The sequence below is a fragment of the Algibacter pacificus genome (genome assembly GCF_008033385.1).
Taxonomy (GTDB): Bacteria; Bacteroidota; Bacteroidia; order Flavobacteriales; family Flavobacteriaceae; genus Algibacter; species Algibacter pacificus.
This window is the reverse complement of record NZ_VOGY01000007.1, coordinates 189,270-209,707: the sequence shown is the minus strand read 5'-3', so window position 1 is coordinate 209,707 and position 20,438 is coordinate 189,270. Positions and strand designations below refer to the sequence as shown.

At 33.3% G+C, this 20,438-nt stretch carries 14 protein-coding genes; 8 read left to right on the top strand and 6 right to left on the bottom strand.

The features are described from left to right. Positions 1 to 59: 59 nt before the first annotated feature. Positions 60 to 1,610, bottom strand: coding sequence for a RagB/SusD family nutrient uptake outer membrane protein (locus tag FQU21_RS12285; RefSeq protein WP_147678294.1), 1,551 nt, complete (start codon positions 1,608 to 1,610; stop codon positions 60 to 62). Positions 1,611 to 1,634: 24 nt separating this feature from the next. Continuing rightward, positions 1,635 to 4,676 carry a SusC/RagA family TonB-linked outer membrane protein gene (locus FQU21_RS12280; protein WP_147678293.1) on the bottom strand — a complete coding sequence of 1,014 codons (3,042 nt, stop codon included), beginning with the start codon at positions 4,674 to 4,676 and terminating at the stop codon, positions 1,635 to 1,637. 638 nt (positions 4,677 to 5,314) lie between these two features. On the opposite strand from FQU21_RS12280, the gene FQU21_RS12275 reads away from it, so the two are divergent. From FQU21_RS12275 to FQU21_RS12255, 5 genes are all read left to right on the top strand, one after another. Further along, positions 5,315 to 7,582, top strand: coding sequence for an alginate lyase family protein (locus FQU21_RS12275; protein ID WP_147678292.1), 2,268 nt, complete (start codon positions 5,315 to 5,317; stop codon positions 7,580 to 7,582). A 21-nt stretch (positions 7,583 to 7,603) separates the two neighbouring features. Then, positions 7,604 to 7,975 (top strand): cupin domain-containing protein, encoded by a 372-nt coding sequence (locus FQU21_RS12270; protein WP_147678291.1) that lies wholly within the window; start codon positions 7,604 to 7,606, stop codon positions 7,973 to 7,975. A gap of 704 nt (positions 7,976 to 8,679) precedes the next feature. Beyond that, a complete protein-coding gene (locus tag FQU21_RS12265; RefSeq protein ID WP_147678290.1) occupies positions 8,680 to 9,381 on the top strand; it encodes a FadR/GntR family transcriptional regulator in 702 nt (233 codons plus the stop codon). Between the two features lie 134 nt (positions 9,382 to 9,515). After that, on the top strand, positions 9,516 to 10,799 hold the full coding sequence (locus FQU21_RS12260; RefSeq protein WP_147678289.1) for an MFS transporter: 1,284 nt from the start codon (positions 9,516 to 9,518) through the stop codon (positions 10,797 to 10,799). A gap of 39 nt (positions 10,800 to 10,838) precedes the next feature. Then, entirely contained in the window at positions 10,839 to 11,603 is a 765-nt protein-coding gene (locus tag FQU21_RS12255; protein ID WP_147678288.1) for an SDR family NAD(P)-dependent oxidoreductase, read from the top strand. A gap of 43 nt (positions 11,604 to 11,646) precedes the next feature. Here FQU21_RS12255 and FQU21_RS12250 read toward each other — a convergent pair whose 3' ends face one another. Then, positions 11,647 to 12,678, bottom strand: coding sequence for a LacI family DNA-binding transcriptional regulator (locus FQU21_RS12250; RefSeq protein WP_147678287.1), 1,032 nt, complete (start codon positions 12,676 to 12,678; stop codon positions 11,647 to 11,649). Between the two features lie 163 nt (positions 12,679 to 12,841). Here FQU21_RS12250 and FQU21_RS12245 point away from each other — a divergent pair, with 163 nt between their 5' ends. Next, positions 12,842 to 13,888 carry a sugar kinase gene (locus FQU21_RS12245; protein ID WP_147678286.1) on the top strand — a complete coding sequence of 349 codons (1,047 nt, stop codon included), beginning with the start codon at positions 12,842 to 12,844 and terminating at the stop codon, positions 13,886 to 13,888. 91 nt (positions 13,889 to 13,979) lie between these two features. Further along, the gene (locus tag FQU21_RS12240) at positions 13,980 to 14,648 is read left to right on the top strand and encodes a bifunctional 4-hydroxy-2-oxoglutarate aldolase/2-dehydro-3-deoxy-phosphogluconate aldolase (RefSeq protein ID WP_147678285.1); all 669 of its coding nucleotides are present in this window, start codon (positions 13,980 to 13,982) and stop codon (positions 14,646 to 14,648) included. A gap of 83 nt (positions 14,649 to 14,731) precedes the next feature. Here the strand turns inward: FQU21_RS12240 and FQU21_RS12235 are convergent, their stop codons facing one another. The 3 genes from FQU21_RS12235 to FQU21_RS12225 form a co-directional block, all read right to left on the bottom strand. Next, positions 14,732 to 15,541 (bottom strand): HAD family hydrolase, encoded by an 810-nt coding sequence (locus FQU21_RS12235; protein ID WP_147678284.1) that lies wholly within the window; start codon positions 15,539 to 15,541, stop codon positions 14,732 to 14,734. A gap of 127 nt (positions 15,542 to 15,668) precedes the next feature. Next, positions 15,669 to 18,170, bottom strand: coding sequence for a TonB-dependent receptor (locus FQU21_RS12230; RefSeq protein WP_147678283.1), 2,502 nt, complete (start codon positions 18,168 to 18,170; stop codon positions 15,669 to 15,671). 85 nt (positions 18,171 to 18,255) lie between these two features. After that, positions 18,256 to 19,071: a helix-turn-helix domain-containing protein gene (locus FQU21_RS12225; RefSeq protein WP_187269378.1), complete on the bottom strand. Its 816-nt coding sequence runs from the start codon at positions 19,069 to 19,071 to the stop codon at positions 18,256 to 18,258. Between the two features lie 151 nt (positions 19,072 to 19,222). Between FQU21_RS12225 and FQU21_RS12220 the strand changes: the two genes are divergently transcribed. Further along, a complete protein-coding gene (locus FQU21_RS12220; RefSeq protein WP_147678281.1) occupies positions 19,223 to 20,230 on the top strand; it encodes a LacI family DNA-binding transcriptional regulator in 1,008 nt (335 codons plus the stop codon). Positions 20,231 to 20,438: the final 208 nt, after the last annotated feature.

Below are 20,438 nucleotides of genomic sequence, written 5' to 3'. Positions count from 1 at the left end.
GTATCAATTTTTGATATGAGGTTTTAAAACTAATGGTAATTAATATGCTTTTATTGGGTTTAAAGATTTGGGTTTCTCTCTTGCTCTACTTCTGGTATTGCTAATAAGTAATTGTCTTCACTAAAAGACTTTGCGCCTTCTAAACCAGATGCACTGAAAACCTCTGAACCAAGTTTTCTTCTAGCTATATCATACCATCTTTTAAGTTCGAAAGCAAGTTCTAATCGGCGTTCTTCTAAAACCATGTCTGTAAAGGTAGCTCCAGATAATCCAGAAACATCTGCTGGAGACGCACTTGGTGTACTACCTGCAGCTCCATCTCTAGCTCTTCCTCTTACTTCATTAACCCAGTCGTGAGCTTCTTGGCTTCCTGGAGTAACTTCGTTAGCAGCTTCTGCAGCAATTAATAATACTTCTGCATAACGCATCAGTAAGTATGCATGACTAGAGGCTCTACCGTTTCCGCCAGATTCCCCTCTAAAACGTGTGTATTTTGCGCAATATGGTTGGTTTTTATTTCTAGCGTCTACCGCATTAAAGCCTCCTTGACTATCTGCGTCGTCTATTAATTCTTGAGCAGTAGGAGGTTGGTTATACGCTCTTTCAACACCGTTAAAAACACCTGTAGCATCAAAACTAACCGATTTTCTGTAATCGTTGTCATCCCAAGTCGTGTATGCTTTAAGTGGTGGAACCGTAACAGCCCAGCCTTCTTGACCAGAACCATATTGATTATCTGCTCTAATTCCTGTTAATGGTACTAGATAATCTGTACTATAATTTCCAAGAGAAGTATCTCCAATATAATCTAATGTAAATATTGGTTCTTTTGAATCGCGAACTACAGATGAATTAAATAAATTTTGAAAATCTGGTTCTAAGTCATACCCGTAAATATTCTTTTTAGAGATAACATCTTTAGCTTCTGCATAAGCCATTGGGTAGTCTCCCATAGTTAAATACACCGAAGCTAGATAAGAGCTAGCAGCTCCTGCCGATGGTATAGATCTTTTATCTTGAGTTAATGGCAACCATGTTTTGGCAAAAGTAAAGTCGGCAATAATGTTTGCGTAAACATCTGCAACAGCTGTTTTTTCTATATTATTTGCTTCTTCCACATTGGTTACTGGTTCACTTAAGTAAGGAATGTCTCCAAATTGTCTTACTAAGTGATAGTAAGCTAAAGCTCTTGCAAAATAGGCTTGCGCAACAATTGCATTTATTTCTGCTTCATCTGCATCTACAGTCTCTGCACCTGCAATAGCTTGATTAGCCGCTGCTACAATTTGATACATTATTGGCCAGCTTACTAATGTTTGTCCGTTGTCATCTAAATCAGTAAATTCATCGTGGTCAATTCTTTCTTGTCTTGTGTTAGGGTCTGAAATTTCAACCATATCACTTCTAAGCATCAGTGTCAGGCCGGTTTCACGAGTTAAGAAAAACCTGTTATGCATATAACCATAAGCACCATTAACCGCTACTTGTAATTTGTCTAGAGACGTAAAATAAGTTGTAGGAGATAATAAACCTACAGGTTCTTCTTCTAAGTCTGAACAGCTTATCATTGATAGCCCTATCAATAAAAATAAATATTTATATGTTTTCATTATATCAGTTTTTTTAGTTTAGTATTAAAATTTCACATTAAGGCTCATCGTAACCGATTTTACTGTTGGGTAGTTACCAAAGTCAAATCCTTGGGTGGTGTTCGCTTTAGAATCGCTACTTCCACCAGAACCAGAATAGCTTACTTCTGGATCTAAACCAGAGTAGCTAGTGAACGTTAATAGGTTTTGCGCACTTACTGATAATCTAAGATTATCTAATCCTAACTTTTCAGTAATGTTTGCTGGTAAGTTGTAACCTAATGCAATGTTTTTTAGTCTAATATAGCTTCCGTCTTCTACAAATCTAGAAGTTGAACGTCTTACCCCAGATACTGTTGGGATATTTGAGTCTGTATTAGTTGGTGACCAGGCATCTAAAACATCTCTAGTGGTGTTAGAATCTCCAACATTAGCTTGTAGTTTTGTTAGGTTATATATCTCGCCACCTTGAACACCTTGAAAAAAGATATTTAAATCGAAATCTTTGTATGAGAAGTTATTGTTTATACCTAAAGTCCAATCTGGATTTGGATCACCTATTATCTTTTGATCGTCTGTATTAATCAATCCATCACTGTTACCAGAAGCATCCGCAACATCGGTGTATAAGGCATCTCCGGCAACGGCACCATTAAAAACAGCTGTTCCTTCAGGAATGTTAGTACCGTCATAAACACCACGGTATTCATATCCGTAAAATACACCAATAGCTTCACCTTCTCTTAAAACGTGGGTGCTACCTCCTAATGATAAATAACTTGGTGCGGCATTTAAAAATACATCTTGACCATTTAATAATTTTTTAAACTCATTTTTATTAGTAGCCCAGTTAAAATCTGTTGTCCAAGTAAAATTATCGTTTGTAATATTTCTGGTGTTTAATGATATTTCGAATCCTTGATTGTTTACCTCTCCTACGTTTCTTAAACTAGCAGCTGTAAGGAAACCTAAATATTGCGCTTGACTACCATCTTCCATTAAAAGATCTTTAGTGTCGATATTGTAATAATCTAAAGACAACGAAATTTTACTATTAAATAAACCTAAGTCTATACCAACATTTGTTTGATAGGATGTTTCCCATTTTAAATCGTCATTTGCAGCTTGATCTGGTACAACTGCATTTACAACACTGCCACCGTATAGGCCATTAATGTTATCAAATTTTGCTAAGGATTGGTAAGAATCAATAGCCTGGTTACCTGTTAACCCATAACTAGCTCTTAATTTTAAGTTTGAGATGGTTTCGTGATCTATTAAAAAATCTTCATTTGATATTTTCCAACCTATAGCTCCTGAAGGGAAAATAGCGTATTTTTCGTTTGAAGCAAAGTTAGAAGCTCCATCGCGTCTTACTGTAGCAGTAATTAAATATTTATCATCATAATCATAATTTATTCTACCAAATTGTGATTGAATTTCAGATTCTACTATCGAAGAGTCTGGAATTAATGGCGTATCTCCACCAGATAAGTTATAGAAAGAAAAATCATCATCAATTAAGTTTTGTACCCCTGCTGAAAACCTAGTGGTTGTATTTTTTTGATAGGAATAACCACCTAATAAAGTTAAATCACCTTTGCCAATAGCTGTTTTGTAGGTTAAGTAATTTTCACTTAATAAGGTTGTAGATTGTCTGTTATTGATTTCTGCAGTCCCGTTGTTTCCTCCATCTGTTATAAGTAGCGTTTTAGGAATATATGTTCCAACGTTTTCGTTAAAGGTACTATAACCAAAGGTTGTTTTAAAAGTAAAATTCTCTATGATATCGTAGTTAGCATATAAATTTGCTCTATATCTATCAGATTTTGTTTCATTAACACGTTCAGTAGCTACTGCATAAGGGTTGTCAACGTTGTCTCCAACAGAGTTAACTGTATAATCACCATTTTCATCAAAAATACCTAAATCTGGTGAAAATCTAACTAATAGTGAAATAACATCATCACCACCTCCATTAGCAGTTTCACCTGTAGATTGCGTAGAAACGCCATTTTTAGTAGCTCTACTTCCAAAAAGGTTAAACCCCAATTTTAATTTATCTGTTACTTGAGCATCAATATTTGATAAAAAGGTCATTTTTTCGTAATCTGAATTTACAATAACACCTGCTTGTTCAAAATAGTTTGCAGACGCATAGAAATTTATATTATCGCTTCCTCCAGAAAAAGAAAATTGGTGGTTTTGAGTATGGCCTGTTTTGTACAGTAGTTCTTGCCAATCTGTATCTTCGGTTCCTTGAACATAAGATGGGTTTCTTAATTGTTGGTAAGCTGCAAATTCGTCTGCATTTAATAAATCTAATTTATCTCCTGTAGTTTGCGTTGCGTAATTACTATTTATTTCAATAGATAATTTTCCGCTCTTACCTTTTTTTGTAGTTACTAAAACCACACCATTAGAACCTCTGGATCCGTAAATTGCTGTGGCAGAAGCATCTTTTAAAACTTCCATAGATTGAATATCGTTTGGTTGTGGCATACTAGCACCTACAAAACCATCAACTACAATAAGTGGACTACTACTTGCATTAATAGAGGTGTTACCTCTAATTTTAATATTGATAGGAGCACCCGGTTCCCCTCCATTATTAGATTGTACAACAACCCCGGCAGCACGTCCTTGAAGTGCTTGTTCGGCATTTAATACGGGAAATGCACTTAATTCTTCTGCTTTAACTGAAGATACAGCTCCCGTTAAGTCACTTTTTTTCCGAGCGCCATATCCAACAACTACAACTTCTTCTAGAGCGCTAACATCTTCTGCTAAGGCCACGTTAATTTTAGATTGATTTCCTATGGTTATTGTTTTGGATACATATCCAATATAGCTAAAACTTAATTCAGCAGCGCTTCCTTCTATATTTATAGAGTAATTTCCATCAAAATCTGTCGATGCTCCCGTGGTTGTTCCTTTAACTATAACATTAACGCCAGGTAGTGGCATGTTATCAGTTTCGGAAGTCACTGTTCCTGTAACAGTTTTTTGTTGTGCGTTTAGTGTAAAAGCAAAACAAAAGGCTAGTAATAATAGGTAAACCTTTTTTAATCGTTTGTGTTTTTTCATTAGTTTTATACGTTTAGATTAGAATAATAATAAGATATGTGTTGGCTGTCGTGGTGATTTAACAAACATCTTGGTTTGGTTGTTTTCTTAAATTTTTTTTAGCGTTTCATATTTTTTTATCAGTTTAAATTAAAGCTTAGTAATTAATACAAATTTTAACTGCCATACCAATTTGGTTTACCAGTTTGGTTTACCAAATATAGTTAATTTTTTATTATAAACAAGAAATGCTAGGTTTGTTTTAAATAATTTAGATAATAAAATAGGCTTAAAAGCCTGTATTGTTACTGATAATGTATGGTTTAAAAAAAATAAAATGAGTTATAATTTATTTGCTTGGTAAGTTAAGAACGGTATAAATGGTGCTTTTTTATGTTGTTTAAACAAATTGAAATCCATTTTAAACCTATTCATTTTAAAATTGGGAGTGCTTTTTATTCTATAATTTAACCTTTTTAATCAATTTGAGTATAATTTTTTAATTATTTTTTTAGGGTATCACTTATTTTTAAAAAAATAAAAATAACGTCCTAGTTGTTAAAATTTAGAATTTATAAAGCATTCTTTGGCTTATGTGATAATTATACTTATATTTGGTAAACCAAACTGGTAAACCAATTAAACTAACGACTAATCATATGAATAATTCAAGAGCTAGTTTCCTGGCTATAACGCTCGTCCTATTAATAATGCTTTCTTGTAAAGAAAAAGCAGAAAATGAAAATCAAGAAGCCATTTCTGTTGAAGCTGAAAGCAATCATCCAAACTTGATTTTAACTCAAAAAGGCGTAAAGGATATTCGGGCAAATTTAGGACATATCCCGATTTTCGATAAAAGTTTAGCTGAAACCAAAGCCGAGGTAGATACCGAGATGGCCTTAGGTATAGATACGCCCATACCAAAAGATTATTCGGGTGGGTATACGCATGCACGCCATAAACGAAACATGATCATTTTGCAAAAAGCAGGGGTTTTATATCAAATTTTAAATGATGAAAAGTATGCAAAATATGCAAAAAATATGCTTATGCAATACGAGGGTATGTACAAAACATTACCTAAACACCCTAAAACAAGATCGTATGCTAGAGGTAAATTATTCTGGCAATGTTTAAATGATTCTAATTGGTTGGTGTATGTTAGTCAGGCTTACGATTGTATTTATAATTATTTAACGGAAGAAGAAAGAAACAAATTAGAGACTAATTTATTTAAGCCGTTTGCCGATTATATTTCTATAGAGAATCCACAATTTTATAACAGAGTGCATAACCATAGTACATGGGGAAATGCCGCAGTTGGAATGATTGGTTTGGTTATGAATGACGAGGAATTAATCAACCGTGCATTATATGGTATTAGAGGTTTGGAAATGGATAAAACCGCTAAAGATGATGACGGCGGATATATTAATAAAGATGGAAAAGCAGGATTTTTAGCAAATATTGAAGAGCCTTTTTCTCCGGATGGATATTATAACGAAGGGCCATACTACCAAAGATATGCCATGTATCCTTTTTTAATTTTTGCTGAAGGTTTACATCATGTAAAACCAGAGGTGAAGATTTTTGAATATAAGGAGGGTGTACTTCTAAAATCTATAAAAGCCCTTTTGAACTTATCCGATGCCGACGGTGAGTTTTTCCCTCTTAACGATGGTCAAAAAGGCATGTCGTATTACAACAGTGCTTTAGTTAGTGCTGTAGATATTTCTTATCATTTTGGAGGACAAGATCCAGGGTTGTTAAGTATTGCAAAGCTGCAAAATAGCGTATTGTTGGACGATTCTGGTTTAGCAGTAGCACTTGGAATAAAAAATGGCGAAGAAAAACCCTTTGATAAAAAGTCGATTAACTTAACCGATGGGCCTAATGGCAATCAAGGTGGTGTAAGTATTTTGCGTAACGAAGAGATAGAACTTGTTTTTAAATATACGTCACAAGGTTCTAGTCACGGGCATTATGATAAATTATCGTATTCATTATACGACAACGGCGATGAGGTTATTCAGGATTATGGTTTAGCACGTTTTGTAAATATTGAACAAAAAGGTGGCGGGAATTATTTAAAAGAAAATAAAACTTGGGCTAAACAAACCATAGCTCATAATACAGTTACCCAAAATGAAACCTCTCATTTTAAAGGTGAATTTGAAACAGGTAATAAATATCACCCAGACCTTAATTATTTTTCTTCAAAGGATACACGTATTCAAGTAGCCAGTGCCAAAGATGTTCATGCATATCCAGGAACAGAAATGCTGCGTACCATGGCTGTTATAAAAGATGAAGATTTCGAAAAACCTTATGTTTTAGATCTTATGAGAGTAACGTCCGATAAAGCTAATCAATATGATTTTCCGTATTACTTTTTGGGGCAGGTTTTGCAAACTAATTTTGAATATAAAATACCAGAAATACTTAAACCTTTAGGAACTAAAAATGGGTACCAGCATTTATTTGTTGAAGGATCGGCAAAGGCTCAAAGTAACAATAGTAAACTATCTTGGTTAAATAACGGTAAGTTTTATACCTTAACCACAGTGACTACTGCTGCCGACGATTTGTTATTTACCCGAATAGGTGCAAACGATCCAGATTTTAATTTAAGAAGAGAGGCTGCTTTGCTTTTAAGACGTAAAAATGTAAAAAACACCACGTTTGTATCTGCAATTGAAGCTCATGGAAGTTATAGCACCGTAACAGAATCTGCGGTAAACTCTAAAAGTAACATAGCCGACTTAAAAGTCGTTTTAGATACCGAAGATTATACAGCAATCATGATTACGACTGTTAAAGGTGTTTCTAAATTATTTATAACAGCAAATACGAATACAGAACCGGAACATAAATTAACAATTAGCAATAAGAATTATGAATGGTCAGGTTCTTATTATTTCAAATAAAAACAATTAAATAAAATTATTATGAAAAGATTTAGTGAAAAGTACGTAATCACAAAAGACATGGAATGGGAAGTGCTTGGCGGCGGTGTATCCAGAAAGTTTTTAGGTTACGATAACCAAATTATGATGGTAAGAGTGAAATTTGACAAAGGCGCATTAGGGGCTCCTCATCAACATTTTCATACCCAAGCTACCTTTGTTGTTTCGGGTAAATTTGAGTTTGAAATTGATGGCGTAAAACAAATTGTAGAAGCTGGTGATGGCGTTTATATTGAGCCTAATTTATTGCATAGTGCTGTTTGCATAGAAGCAGGGGAGCTTATTGACACCTTTAGCCCAGTAAGGGAAGATTTTTTAAGTGGAGGTGAAGTGTCTTACTTTGGAAATAAATAATCAACTTAGATAGGAAATTTAATAATTTTTGCCCTTTGCGAGTCGGTTTATAGTGTAGTTAAAAATATTAGCAACATTTTTTATTTAAATTTTAATAAAAGTTCATAATTAACAAAAAAATGTATATATTTGGTAAACCAATCTGGTATACCAGATTTAAATAAAAAACATAAACTAAATATATCATGAGAACTATTAATAAAATACCATAGACTAAAAAGCAAAAAAGGACAGGTTGCCGCCTGCCCTTTTTTTAAATAATTTACTTCTTTTTGTAGCATAGTAAATTAAAACATGACGTTTCATAATAAAAAAACATGCATTCTACAAAGTTACAATTTTATAGAAAACTTAAGAGTAAAATTTATAATGTAATAGTGAATAAATAGAGGTGCTTTTTAACGTTAAATAACTTATAATTTATAGTGATGTTATCAAAAAAAAACAGAACGTTTTTTAGAAATTATTATAAAGGCAATAGTTATTTAACATGCATAGATTAATACTATATTCTAAAGTGAAATATTATAATGTGGTGCTAATACATTAAAATAACATGATTTGTTAAGTTTTACTATATAATGCAATTTAAGCTAAATAAAATCCGATAGAAATTTTTAGTGGTTTTGTATAAATTTAGCAGCATTGCTTGGTTAACCAATTGTAGGGTTAGTTAAAATATGAGTAAAAAAATGTCATAATATATGAAATTAGGAGCAATATCAGTAGGCGATAGCCAAAAAACACAAAATGAAATAATTGTTAAAATAAGAGATCTTATCAATTATAAAAATTTAGAGCCAGGTGATAAATTACCGGCAGAGCGAACCTTATCTGAAAAGTTTGGAGTAACTCGATCTAATGTTAGAGATGCTATCCAAAGATTGGAGTTTTATGGATTATTAAAGTCCATTCCTCAAAGCGGAACTTTTGTTGCCAATATTGGCGTAATCGCTATGAATGGAATGATTGAAGATATTCTAAGACTGGAAACGCCAGATTTTAAATCTTTAGTAGAAACCAGAATTCTATTAGAACTAAAAACAGTTAGGTTAGCATCTTTAAGAAGAACAGATGAAGATTTAAAAAATATAAAAGCAGCTTTAGATGCTTATAAAGAAAAAGCTTTATCCGGAGAAGATGCGGTTCAAGAAGATTTACTTTTTCATTTAGCTATTGCTAAAGCATGTGGAAATAGTACTATAAACACGTTTATGTTAACTATTACACCACAAATAATTATTGATTTTGGGAAATATCATGTTTGCGATATTAACCAAGCTGTTACTGGAATTGAAGAACACAGTGGTATTTATGAAGCCATAAAGAAACAAGATCCAGCATTGGCAAAACAAAAAATGAAAGATCATTTTAAAATTCTCTATCAGTACTGTTATAAAGTTTAAGGACTTGTAATTAAGGTAGGTAGTTTTTAAATGTTAAAATAGAAAACTTTAAAAGTATATAAATGGATAATTAAAAAGTTTAATTACCATATCAATTTAGTAAGCATATATAGTTTACTTTAAAATGTATTTATATGAAAGTAAAAGGATTACGTTGGTTTATTATTGGACTCATATTTTTGGCGTCAGTAATTAATTATATCGATAGAAGTGCGTTAGCCGTTATGTGGGGAAATGAAAACCTAGAAGGTTCCATTTCACATTCTTTAGGTTTAACAAAAGAACATTATAGTTATATTCTTAACATTTTTATGGTTGCTTATGCCTTAGGTCAATTATTTTCAGGTAAATTATTCGATAAAGTAGGCACCCGTATTGGGTATGTTATTAGTATTGGCGTTTGGGGATTATCGTCGTTTTTACACTCTACAGTAAGAGGGTTTATTGGTTTGGCTTTTTTTAGAAGTACTTTAGGTTTGTCCGAAGCAGGAAACTGGCCTGGCGGTGTTAAAAGTAATGCAGAATGGTTTCCAATTAAAGAACGGGCAATTGCTCAAGGTTTATTTAATGCCGGAGCTTCTATAGGATCTGTAGTGGCGCCACCATTTATAGCTATGCTCTTTGTAGCTTATGGATGGAGAACAACATTTATGGTGGTAGGTTCTTTTGGTATATTATGGATTATTCCTTGGTTACTTATTAATAAAGCAGGTCCAAAAAAACACCCATGGATTAAAGAAGAAGAACAGAAATATATTTTAGATGGGCAAAGTCAAGCCGATCGTGATGCCGAAGAAAGTGCAAAAGGATTAAGTTTAAGAGAAATTTTATCACATAGAGAAGCTTGGTCTATTGTTGTTGGGCGTTTCTTTTTAGAGCCAATTTGGTGGTTATTTGTAGGATGGATGCCTATTTACTTATTTGATGTTTATGGTTTCAACGTAAAAGAAGTTGGCATGTTTGCTTGGGTACCTTATGTAGGCGCAGCTATTGGTAGTATTGTTGGCGGATATGTGTCTGGCCAAATTATATCTAAAACTAACTCTATAGACAAAGGTAGAAAATATACCATTTTAATTGGTGGAATTATTATGTTCTCGGGGCTTGTGGCAACCATATTTTTTGGTAATACACCAGAGCGTTTTGTGGGTATTGTATTCGTAGTATTATTTGGTTTCCAATTTGCAATTGGTAATGTACAAACATTACCTAGCGATTTGTTTAGTGGCAAAAATGTTGGCTCGTTAGCTGGATTAGGCGGAATGGTTGGGGTATTCTCCGTTATTATCATGAATTTTATTGTGCCTATAGTAGCCAAAGTTTCTTATACACCTGTATTTATTGCCATAGCATTATTTGTACCTCTAGGAATTGGAGCTATCTATTATTTCGCAAAAGATATTAAATCTGTAGAATAAGTAATTAAGAATAAAGAAGTATAACTTAAAATAAAAAAAATGAGTAATTCAAACGAAAAAGTTGCAGTGATAACAGGAGCCACAGGAGGTATTGGTTTCGAAGTCGCAAAAAGATTAGGTAAAGATGGTTATACCATAATTTTAAATGGTATAGAGAGTGAAACAGGGGATAAACGTGTAAAGGAACTTGAAATAGCAGGTATTAAAGCTGAATATTATGGATTTGATGTTACAAATGAAGATGAAGTAACAGCAAATATTAATAAAATTGGTGAAAAATATGGAAAAATTAATGTCCTTGTTAATAATGCAGGTGGTATCGGTGTTAGAGCTAGATTTGAAGAAATGACAACGGAACAATACAGATTTGTTATGGCATTAAACTTAGATTCAGTATTTTTTGCATCAAGAGCGGCTATTCCTTTCCTTAAAAAAAGTGAAAATCCTAGCATAATTAACTATACTTCTAATGCCGCATGGAATGGAGCAGGACCTGGAGCTGGAATTTATTCAGTTTCTAAAGGTGGAGTACAATCTATCACTAGAGCTTTAGCTAAAGATTTAGCAGAATATGGAATTAGAGTCAACGCAGTATCTCCTGGTACTATCGATACGCCTTTTCATGCACAAATTAAATCTACGAAACCAGAAGTTTTTGCTTCATGGGCAAACAGTGTTTTATTAGGTCGGTTAGGCCAGCCTGAAGAAGTTGCAGGAGTGGTGTCTTTTTTAGCTAGTAAAGATGCGTCTTTTATGACTGCTGAAACTGTACAAATAGGTGGTGGTCAAGCTTTAGGTATCTAAAAAATTATAGATTTTATTAAAATAATAAAGCGCTTTTGTTTCGTTACAAAAGCGCTTTATTGTTTTTAGAAGAATCGCGAACTACTAATTCCGCATTTAAAATAATTTTATTTAGTGTTTGTTTAACGGGTTTTTGTTTAACATACTGCAAAAATGTTTTTGCTGCTTGTTGCCCAATTTCCGAACTGTGTTGTTCTATACTTGTTATGGTAGGAGACACCATGGCGGTAAAAGGCTCGTTTCCAAAACCTACTAAAGCAATGTCTTCGGGCATTTTAATCTGTTGTTCATTTAAAACCTGAAAGGCACCCAACGCAGCATAATCGCCAGCAACATAAACAGCATCGGGTCTTGTTTTAAGCGCTAACAGTTGGATCATTTTTTCTCGGCCATCTTCAGTCGTTAAGCTGCTTTCAATTAAAAGTTCGTTATCTAAAGGTAAATTATGTTTTTTTAAAGCATCCACATAACCACGAATTCTATTATTAAAAATTCGAGTACGTTTAAAACCGCCAATGTGAGCAATACGTTTACAGCCTTGTTTTACCAAGTGCTCCACAATCATATGGCTGCTATTGTAATCGTTAATTCCTATATAATCTACATTCAAATCGTTTTCACCACGATCAAATAAAATTAACGGAATGCCTTTAGATTTTATTTTTTCATAATATCCTAAATCTATAGTTTCATTGGCCATAGAGGCTATAATACCATCAACTTGGGTAAACAATAAGGTGTCTATATTATTACATTCTTTTATGTACGATTCGTTAGATTGGGTAATAATAATATTGTACCCAGCTTTATTTAAAACTTCTTCCATGTTTTGAATTACCGATGAAAAAAAGTTACTATTAGTTCGAGGAACAATAACGCCTACCAAATTACTTTTTCCTTTTCGCAATGCACTGGCTAAATGGTTGGGCTGATAGTTTAGGTTTTTGGCAACCTGTCTCACGGCTTTTTTCGTTTTTTCACTAATTCTAGAATCGTCATGAAGTGCCTTCGAAACAGCAGCAGCAGAGATATTTAAAACGTTTGCTATATCTTTTATAGTCGTTTTCTTTTTCATATTGTTTTTTTTTATACCTTTGCTTAAACGTTTAAGCAAAGGTATAGCCTTCCTTTATAGAATCAAAATATTATATTTAAAATATGTGCTTTTTGATGTTATTTCTAAATTTAAGGTTAAACGTTTAAGCAACTTTAATTAAAAATAAAATAAGTATTAAAAAATGGGTAAAGTAGTAACATTTGGAGAAATCATGCTAAGATTAGCTCCACAAGGATTTTTAAGATTTTCACAAGCAAATAATTTCGATGTTGTTTATGGTGGAGGTGAGTCTAATGTAGCAGTCTCTTTAGCTAATTACGGCGTAGATGTAGATTTTGTAACACGTTTGCCAAAGAATGATATTGGTGAGTGTGCCATGATGGAAATGCGTAAAAGAGGCGTTGGAGTTGATAAAATTGTTTACGGAGGAGATCGTTTAGGGATTTATTTCTTAGAAACGGGTGCAGTATCAAGAGGGTCTAAAGTGGTTTATGATCGTGCACATTCGGCAATTGCTGAAATTGAATCTGGAATGATTAACTGGGATGAAGTGTTCGAAGGAGCTGAATGGTTTCACTGGACAGGTATTACTCCTGCTATTTCTCAAGGGGCTGCCGATGTTTGTTTAGAAGCTGTAAAAGCGGCTAGCAAATTAGGTGTGAAAATTTCTACAGATTTAAATTACCGCGCTAAATTATGGAAATATTGTGATGATGCTCATAGAGAAGCGGTTATGACAGAGTTAACGTCATATTGTGATGTTGTGTTAGGAAATGAAGAAGATGCAGAAATGCACTTTGGCATTAAACCAGAAGGTATTTCTGTGCAAACTGAAGGCCACAACGTAAAAGCTGAAGCTTTTTTATCGGTTTGTGAGCAAATGATGGCTAAATTCCCTAGAGCTAAAAAAGTAATTACAACTTTAAGAGGTTCTATTTCTGCATCGCACAATACTTGGGCTGGTGTTTTATACGATGGAAAAACATTATTCCAAACACGTCAATACCAAATTACAGATATCGTAGATAGAGTAGGTGGTGGAGATTCATTTATGGGAGGTTTAATCTACGGATTATTAAAATACCCAGAAGACGACCAAAACGCATTAGATTTTGCAGTAGCTGCTTCTTGTTTAAAACACACCATTAAAGGTGATGCAAATTTAGTAACTGTTGCTGAAGTTGAAAAACTTATGGGTGGTGATGCCTCTGGACGTGTAGCAAGATAATATTAGTGTTTCATTGTTGAACTGTTAAATGGTTTAATATGTTTAACAGTTCAACAAAAACACAAATCAACAATTAAATATTAAATAAAAAATGGCACAATTTTCAAGATTAGAAGTGGCGCAAGCCATGAAAGATACCGGAATGATTCCTTTATTTTTTCATAACGATATAGAATTAAGTAAAAAGGTATTAAAAGCGTGTTACGATGGTGGCGCAAGATTAATGGAATTTACGGCTCGTGGTGATTTCGCTCATGAAGTTTTTGGTGAATTAACTAAATACGCTATTGCAGAATTACCAGGAATGATTATGGGGGTTGGCTCGGTTACCGATGGTGCTGCAGCTTCTCTTTATATGGCTTTAGGTGCAAACTTTATTGTAACTCCTGTTTTAAGAGAAGATATCGCCATTGCTTGTAACCGTAAAAAAGTATTATGGTCTCCAGGATGTGGTACATTAACTGAGATTGCAAGAGCTGAAGAATTAGGATGCGAAATCGTAAAACTTTTCCCTGGTGATATCTACGGACCTCAATTTGTAAAAGGTATTAAAGGGCCACAACCATGGACAAGCGTGATGCCTACAGGTGGTGTTTCTCCAACCGAAGAAAACCTAAAAGGTTGGTTCGATGCAGGTGTAACTTGCGTTGGAATGGGATCTAAATTAATTTCTAAAGAGATTATTGCTAACAAAGATTATGCAAAATTAGAGCAAGATGTTAAAGCGGCTTTAGCTATTGTAAAGTCGGTTAGAAAGTAAGTTTCAAAATAAATATATAATAAAAACCTTCCTTTTTTTAATTGAAACAGGAAGGTTTTTTTATTTTTTATAAGCGTGAAATTTTAAATGCATTTGCTGTTTATCAATGCTTCTAAAACAGATTCTACGCCTTCATTCATGTTGCTTTTAGTTTCAAAGTTGGCTATTTTCTTAACGTTTGGGTGCGCATTTTCCATAGCATAGCTAAAATGTGCTAATTCTAGCATTTGTAAATCGTTGTTATAATCGCCAAAAACCATAGTTTCATTTTTACTAATGCCCATATCTTTTTGAAGCATATGTAAGGCGTAACCTTTGTTAGCGTTTTTATGCGAAATATCGAGCCAATTTTGTCCTGAAATCGTAATTTTATAGTCTTCTTTAAGCCCCGAAATATTGGGTAGAATGCAATTCTCGGACGATTCAAAATGATAGACAGCTATTTTCATAAAATCGTCGTTGGTTACTTTTGTTAAGTCTTCAACAATTTTATAAGCGGTATAATACTCACTAAATTTTGAAATAAATTCATCATCTTTCGTTTCAACATAAGCGGCTTTTCTTCCGCATAAAACAATGTAACAACCTGGTATTTTCCGAAGTATTTCAATTGATTTAAAAACATCTTCCGAAGATAATTTTAATAAAATATTAATTTCATTTTTATATTGCATTAATCCTCCATTTTCTGCAATGATAGAAATGTCATGTTTTATGGTGTCTAGTTTATGCACAATGCTTTGGTACTGGCGTCCACTGGCAGCCACAAAATGTATGTTTCGTTTTTTTAATGCTTCAAATTGTTTAAAAAAGCGATCGCTTACTTCGCTATTATTATTTAACAACGTGCCATCCATATCGGAGACTACGAGTTTTACTTCAGATAAATTCATATAATATAATTCTTGTTACAAAAGTACAAACTAGAACTGATAGGCATGTTAGTAAACTATTAAAATAAAAAATCCTGTAAGGTTTTGAAGTCTTACAGGATTATGTTTTTAAAAACGAGTAGGTTTACTAAAATTCTTTTTTACCAAATTCACTATCAATAAATTTAGATTTGTTTTTTACCGTATTGAAGGTGTATGATAGGTTTAAGGATACCATATCGACTTCGTAAACATAATTTGTAGTGGTATAAAATTGGTCGGGTCTCGAGGTTGTAATACGTTGCTCGTTGGTATCTAACAGCCCCATATCTATGTTTTGCCATTGTAGCGTTGCCGTTAAACGATTGTCGATAAAGGTTTTTCTAAAGGCTAAATTTGGCGAGTAGAATCGTGAATCCTCACCCATAGCTGTATTTCTATCGGATAAATAATTGAATGTAAATTGTAACGATGCATTATCCCAAAATAAATAGGTTGAATTTAAGTTGAAAGAATAAATAGTCGATTTTGAATCAATACCATAACTTCTAGGAATTCCATCTCTATGATTAAAGTTTAGAACGCCATCAATAGCATAATTATAGACATTTGCACCAATAACGTTTGTCCAGTTTTTTGTAGGTTTTATGGTTGCTCCAAACTCTAAGCCTATCGCATTGCTTTTTCCAACGTTAGAATATACACGGTTTATAACACTATCAATTACGGCACCGTTAGTTTCGTAAGCTAAGGTGTTTACTCGGTTTATGACGTTGTCTACATGTCTGAAATACGTCGTGGCATAAACGGAATTGCCGCCTTTTAATTTTTTAGTAACCCCTAATTCTACTAAATCGATAAACTCTGGCAGTAAGGTGTTATCCCCTTGTTCAAAAACTTCCGAATGCTCGCGCTCTGCAAAACTATTCATTTTAAAAGTGGTGGTGCGTTCTACACGTTTACTGTAGGCGGCTTTAATATTTGTTTTGTCGTTAACGGCATATTGCACAGATGCCGAAGGGAATAATTTTACAAAATCGTATTGGTAAACATTTGGAGACTTACCTTCTAAGGTTTCTGTATAGGTTCTATCCATAGATTCTAAACGCACGCCAGCATTATAATCCCAGTTATTTTTTTTGCCTGTTAATTGCGCGTATCCAGCATGAATAGCACGTTTTAATTGGATATCACTAGAGAATGCCTCGACTAATTCACCATCACGTTCGTAAACAAACTCGCCTGTGTGATCAATATCGCGGTATTGGTAGCCAGTTTCAAGCGTTCCAAATGTGAAAGGTTTCCACGCGTAATCGAGGTTAAAGCGTGTACCGTAAAGAGGATTATCATTGGTGTTGTATTCTTGTTGGTCGTTAGAGTTGTCGGAGAATCCTAAATTATCATTCACTGTTGGTCCTCCAAGAAAAGTATATTCATATAAAATGGAAGTTGATAATTTAGAATCGTTATTAAATTTATGCGCATAATCGAAACTTCCTAAAGCAAAATCGCCTTTTCTAATTCTTAAGTTGTGGTTGTAATATGAAAAAGTATATAATCTATTTTCTGTTCCAATTGGAGAAAGGGCGTGATTATCATAATACACAATATCGGCAAGACGTTCTTTTGTGTGTTTTCCAGCGAAAAAACCTAATGAAAATTCATCGTTTTCATTTGGTGTAAAATCAATATTAAAACGACCATTATAACTAATGTCATCAAAACTACGTTCACCATCCGAAGGTAAGAAAGTGGTTTTATCTTCCGCTTGATTTACAATAAACATATCGCCTTCACGACGCCCTGTTTTATCATTACGTTGGTAACTTGCTCCAACGGAAATATTCCATTTATCGGTACGTTTATTTACAGTTGCATCTATACCGTAACGTTCTGCTGGAACTTGAGTGTCGTAAGGTTCAATAGAAGGAAAACCACCACGAACATTCACTTGAGCAAACGTACCATTTGTAGCGCCTTTTTTAGTTTTAATATTTAGAATACCTCCTTTTCCTTCGGGATCGTATTTTGCAGATGGTGCTGTAATAAGTTCTACGGTTTCTAAAGCATTTGCAGGTAATTGCGCTAAAATTGAAGCGGCATCGCCTTGCGTTGGTTTTCCGTTTACTAATACGGTAAAACCTTTACTGCCACGAACGCTAATTTCACCTTGGCCATCTACGGTAACCGATGGTAAGTTTTTTATAACATCAACGGCATTTCCACCTTCGGCATTTTGATATTTTTTAGTATCGAATACTTGACGGTCAATTTTGTGAACAACAGCAGAACGTTCGGCTTTTACCAACACTTCGTTTAATTGGCTTCCTAAAGTTAATTTGATGCTTCCTAAATTAATGGCTTGACCTTTTTTGTTCACCAAAATGGTTTCCGATTTAAAAGCGGTATATCCCATAAAAGATGCTTCTAGAAAATAGCTTCCGGTTTTTATGTTTTCTAAAGAAAACAGACCTTCTGTATTGGTTACAACACCTGTAACTAAATTGCCGTTTGTTTTGTATAGCGCAGCCGTTGCGTATTCTAATGGTTCGTTAACATCACCATCGATTATTTTTCCGGTAATTTGACTAAAAATAAATTGGGAAGAAAAGAATAGGAGTGTAAATACTACTGAAATTTTAATTTTCATTCGATATTAGTTTTATTAATTTGGATTGGTAATTTGGTGCGAAATTATACTTATTTAATAAAACAGAATGGTGTTTTTGAAAAATTTATGGTATATATGATGTTTTACTTCTAAAGGCACTAGGCGTTTTACCTACATGGCGTTTAAAGTATTTTGTAAAATGAGAGTTATCTCGAAAAGAAAGGGCGTAAGCAATTTCAGAGATGTTTTTTTCAGTATATAAAAGCAAACGCTTGGCTTCACTTAAAATAAAATCGGATAATACTTCAGAGGCTGTTTTGTTACATTCATTTCGGCAACTTTTATTTAAGTTTTGCGGACTTGTATTGAGTAAATCGGCATAGAACTTTACGCTATTAGATAACGTTTCTTGGTTGCTTAATAACCCAATAAATTCTTGGTAAATGGATTGATGGGGAAGTTCGTTTTTGTTTTCAATTTGAAGTAATTTGCTTAACAGTACTTTCAATAAACTTTCAACAATGGTTTTGTTTTTCTTGTGCTTGTTTTCAGAAATTAATAATTGAAACAACTGTTCTATCGTCCTATTATCTTCTGGTGTTAAATAAGGAAACGCACTTATTTTTACTAATTGTTGCTTTATTTCAATATCTACGCACTGCTCGATAAAAGCTTCTTTTATAATGATAACATAACCTTCAGGCTCTGAAGTTAAATGCCAATAATGAATTTGCTCCTTTCTAACTATAAAAAAAATAGGATTGGTAATTTCAATTTTAAAATGGTCGATAACATGAAAACCTGTAGCTTTTTTAAAATAAACAAATTCTAAATATTTGTTGTGCTTATGTGGTTTTGTTACTCGGGTATGTTTTCTAAACGATTCAATTTTTATATATTCTTGAGCCTTAGTTTTATCTTTTATTGTAAGTTCTGTCATATACCTATGGCTTAAAGGGAATATTTTAAAAATAAAAAAGGAAATTTTAATTGTATTTTGTAAAAATATAAAATTATTATAACTTATTTTTAGCATAGTAATTTGCAACGTGTATTTTTGTAAATTGCGTTAGCGTTATATAAAAAAATATATGGTTACATTAAAACAGTTAGCAAAAGAATTAGGCGTATCTATTTCTACGGTTTCAAAAGCATTAAATAATAGCGAAGAAATTGGAGAGGAAACAGTAAGACGTGTAAAAGAACTAGCTGAATTGTATAACTATAAACCGAATAAAGTCGCGTTAAGTTTAAAAAATAATAAAACCAAAACAATTGGTGTTATTATTCCCAATATTTTAAATAGAATTTTAGCAAAAGTCCTTTTTGGTATAGAAACGGAAGCAGCAAAACACGGTTACAATATTATTACCTGTATATCCAACGAGTCTTTAGAGAAAGAAAAACAAAGTTTACAGTTACTTGCTAATGGTAGTGTAGATGGTTTTATTTTGTCGGTTGCAGAAGAAACGCAAATTAAAAATGAAATAGAACACTTTAAAAAAACCATTAGTCAAGGCTTGCCTATTGTGATGTTCGATCGTGTGGCTCATGATGTGATGTGTGATAAGGTAATTGTGGATGATTTTGATGCCATGTATAACGCCACAAAAAGTCTTTTATTGGAAAAAAGAAAAAACATTCTTTTTGTAAGTAACATAAACGATTTAAGTGTTGGTAAATTACGCGAACGTGGTTACAATAAAGCCATTCTAGAACACGGTAAGCAAGAGCCTTTAGTTTTAAAAATAAAGAAAGGAAAAGACGATCATCAAAAAGTTATTAAGTCTTTTTTAAAGAAAAATAGAACGGTTGATGCCGTAGTAGCTGCCGATAGTTCGTCTGGAATTATTGCTTTAAACACCGCTATAAATTTAGGTTTAAAAGTTCCTAAAGATTTTTCGGTGATTGCTTTTGCTAGTAAATCCGATTCGCATCATACGATTCCAAAACTAACAACTATTCGTCAGCATGCCAAAGCCATTGGAGTAAATGCTGCTCAAATGTTAATTACCAGAATGCAAAAGGAACATGCTAATGCCGATGTAAAAACCATTATTGTAAAAACCAGTATTGTAAAAAATAAATCTACCTTATAAGGAAAATAGTATTTTTTTGTTAAAAACCGTTAAATTTTCTTATGTTTAAAAGAAAATATATGTTTATCTTTGAACAATTGGTTGCCTAAAAAATATATACTTCATTTTTTTTGTTACTGATTTATCATTAGATATTCCCTGTGGAGGTGAGAGACCCACAGGGTTTCTTCATTTTTAGTACTTACGGGTTTTAACAAAAATGGCAAAG

Coding starts and splice junctions, on each gene's coding strand:
- FQU21_RS12285 (WP_147678294.1), bottom strand. CDS start 1,610: ATGAAAACATATAAATATTTATTTTTATTGATAGGGCTATCAATGATA.
- FQU21_RS12280 (WP_147678293.1), bottom strand. CDS start 4,676: ATGAAAAAACACAAACGATTAAAAAAGGTTTACCTATTATTACTAGCC.
- FQU21_RS12275 (WP_147678292.1), top strand. CDS start 5,315: ATGAATAATTCAAGAGCTAGTTTCCTGGCTATAACGCTCGTCCTATTA.
- FQU21_RS12270 (WP_147678291.1), top strand. CDS start 7,604: ATGAAAAGATTTAGTGAAAAGTACGTAATCACAAAAGACATGGAATGG.
- FQU21_RS12265 (WP_147678290.1), top strand. CDS start 8,680: ATGAAATTAGGAGCAATATCAGTAGGCGATAGCCAAAAAACACAAAAT.
- FQU21_RS12260 (WP_147678289.1), top strand. CDS start 9,516: ATGAAAGTAAAAGGATTACGTTGGTTTATTATTGGACTCATATTTTTG.
- FQU21_RS12255 (WP_147678288.1), top strand. CDS start 10,839: ATGAGTAATTCAAACGAAAAAGTTGCAGTGATAACAGGAGCCACAGGA.
- FQU21_RS12250 (WP_147678287.1), bottom strand. CDS start 12,678: ATGAAAAAGAAAACGACTATAAAAGATATAGCAAACGTTTTAAATATC.
- FQU21_RS12245 (WP_147678286.1), top strand. CDS start 12,842: ATGGGTAAAGTAGTAACATTTGGAGAAATCATGCTAAGATTAGCTCCA.
- FQU21_RS12240 (WP_147678285.1), top strand. CDS start 13,980: ATGGCACAATTTTCAAGATTAGAAGTGGCGCAAGCCATGAAAGATACC.
- FQU21_RS12235 (WP_147678284.1), bottom strand. CDS start 15,541: ATGAATTTATCTGAAGTAAAACTCGTAGTCTCCGATATGGATGGCACG.
- FQU21_RS12230 (WP_147678283.1), bottom strand. CDS start 18,170: ATGAAAATTAAAATTTCAGTAGTATTTACACTCCTATTCTTTTCTTCC.
- FQU21_RS12225 (WP_187269378.1), bottom strand. CDS start 19,071: ATGACAGAACTTACAATAAAAGATAAAACTAAGGCTCAAGAATATATA.
- FQU21_RS12220 (WP_147678281.1), top strand. CDS start 19,223: ATGGTTACATTAAAACAGTTAGCAAAAGAATTAGGCGTATCTATTTCT.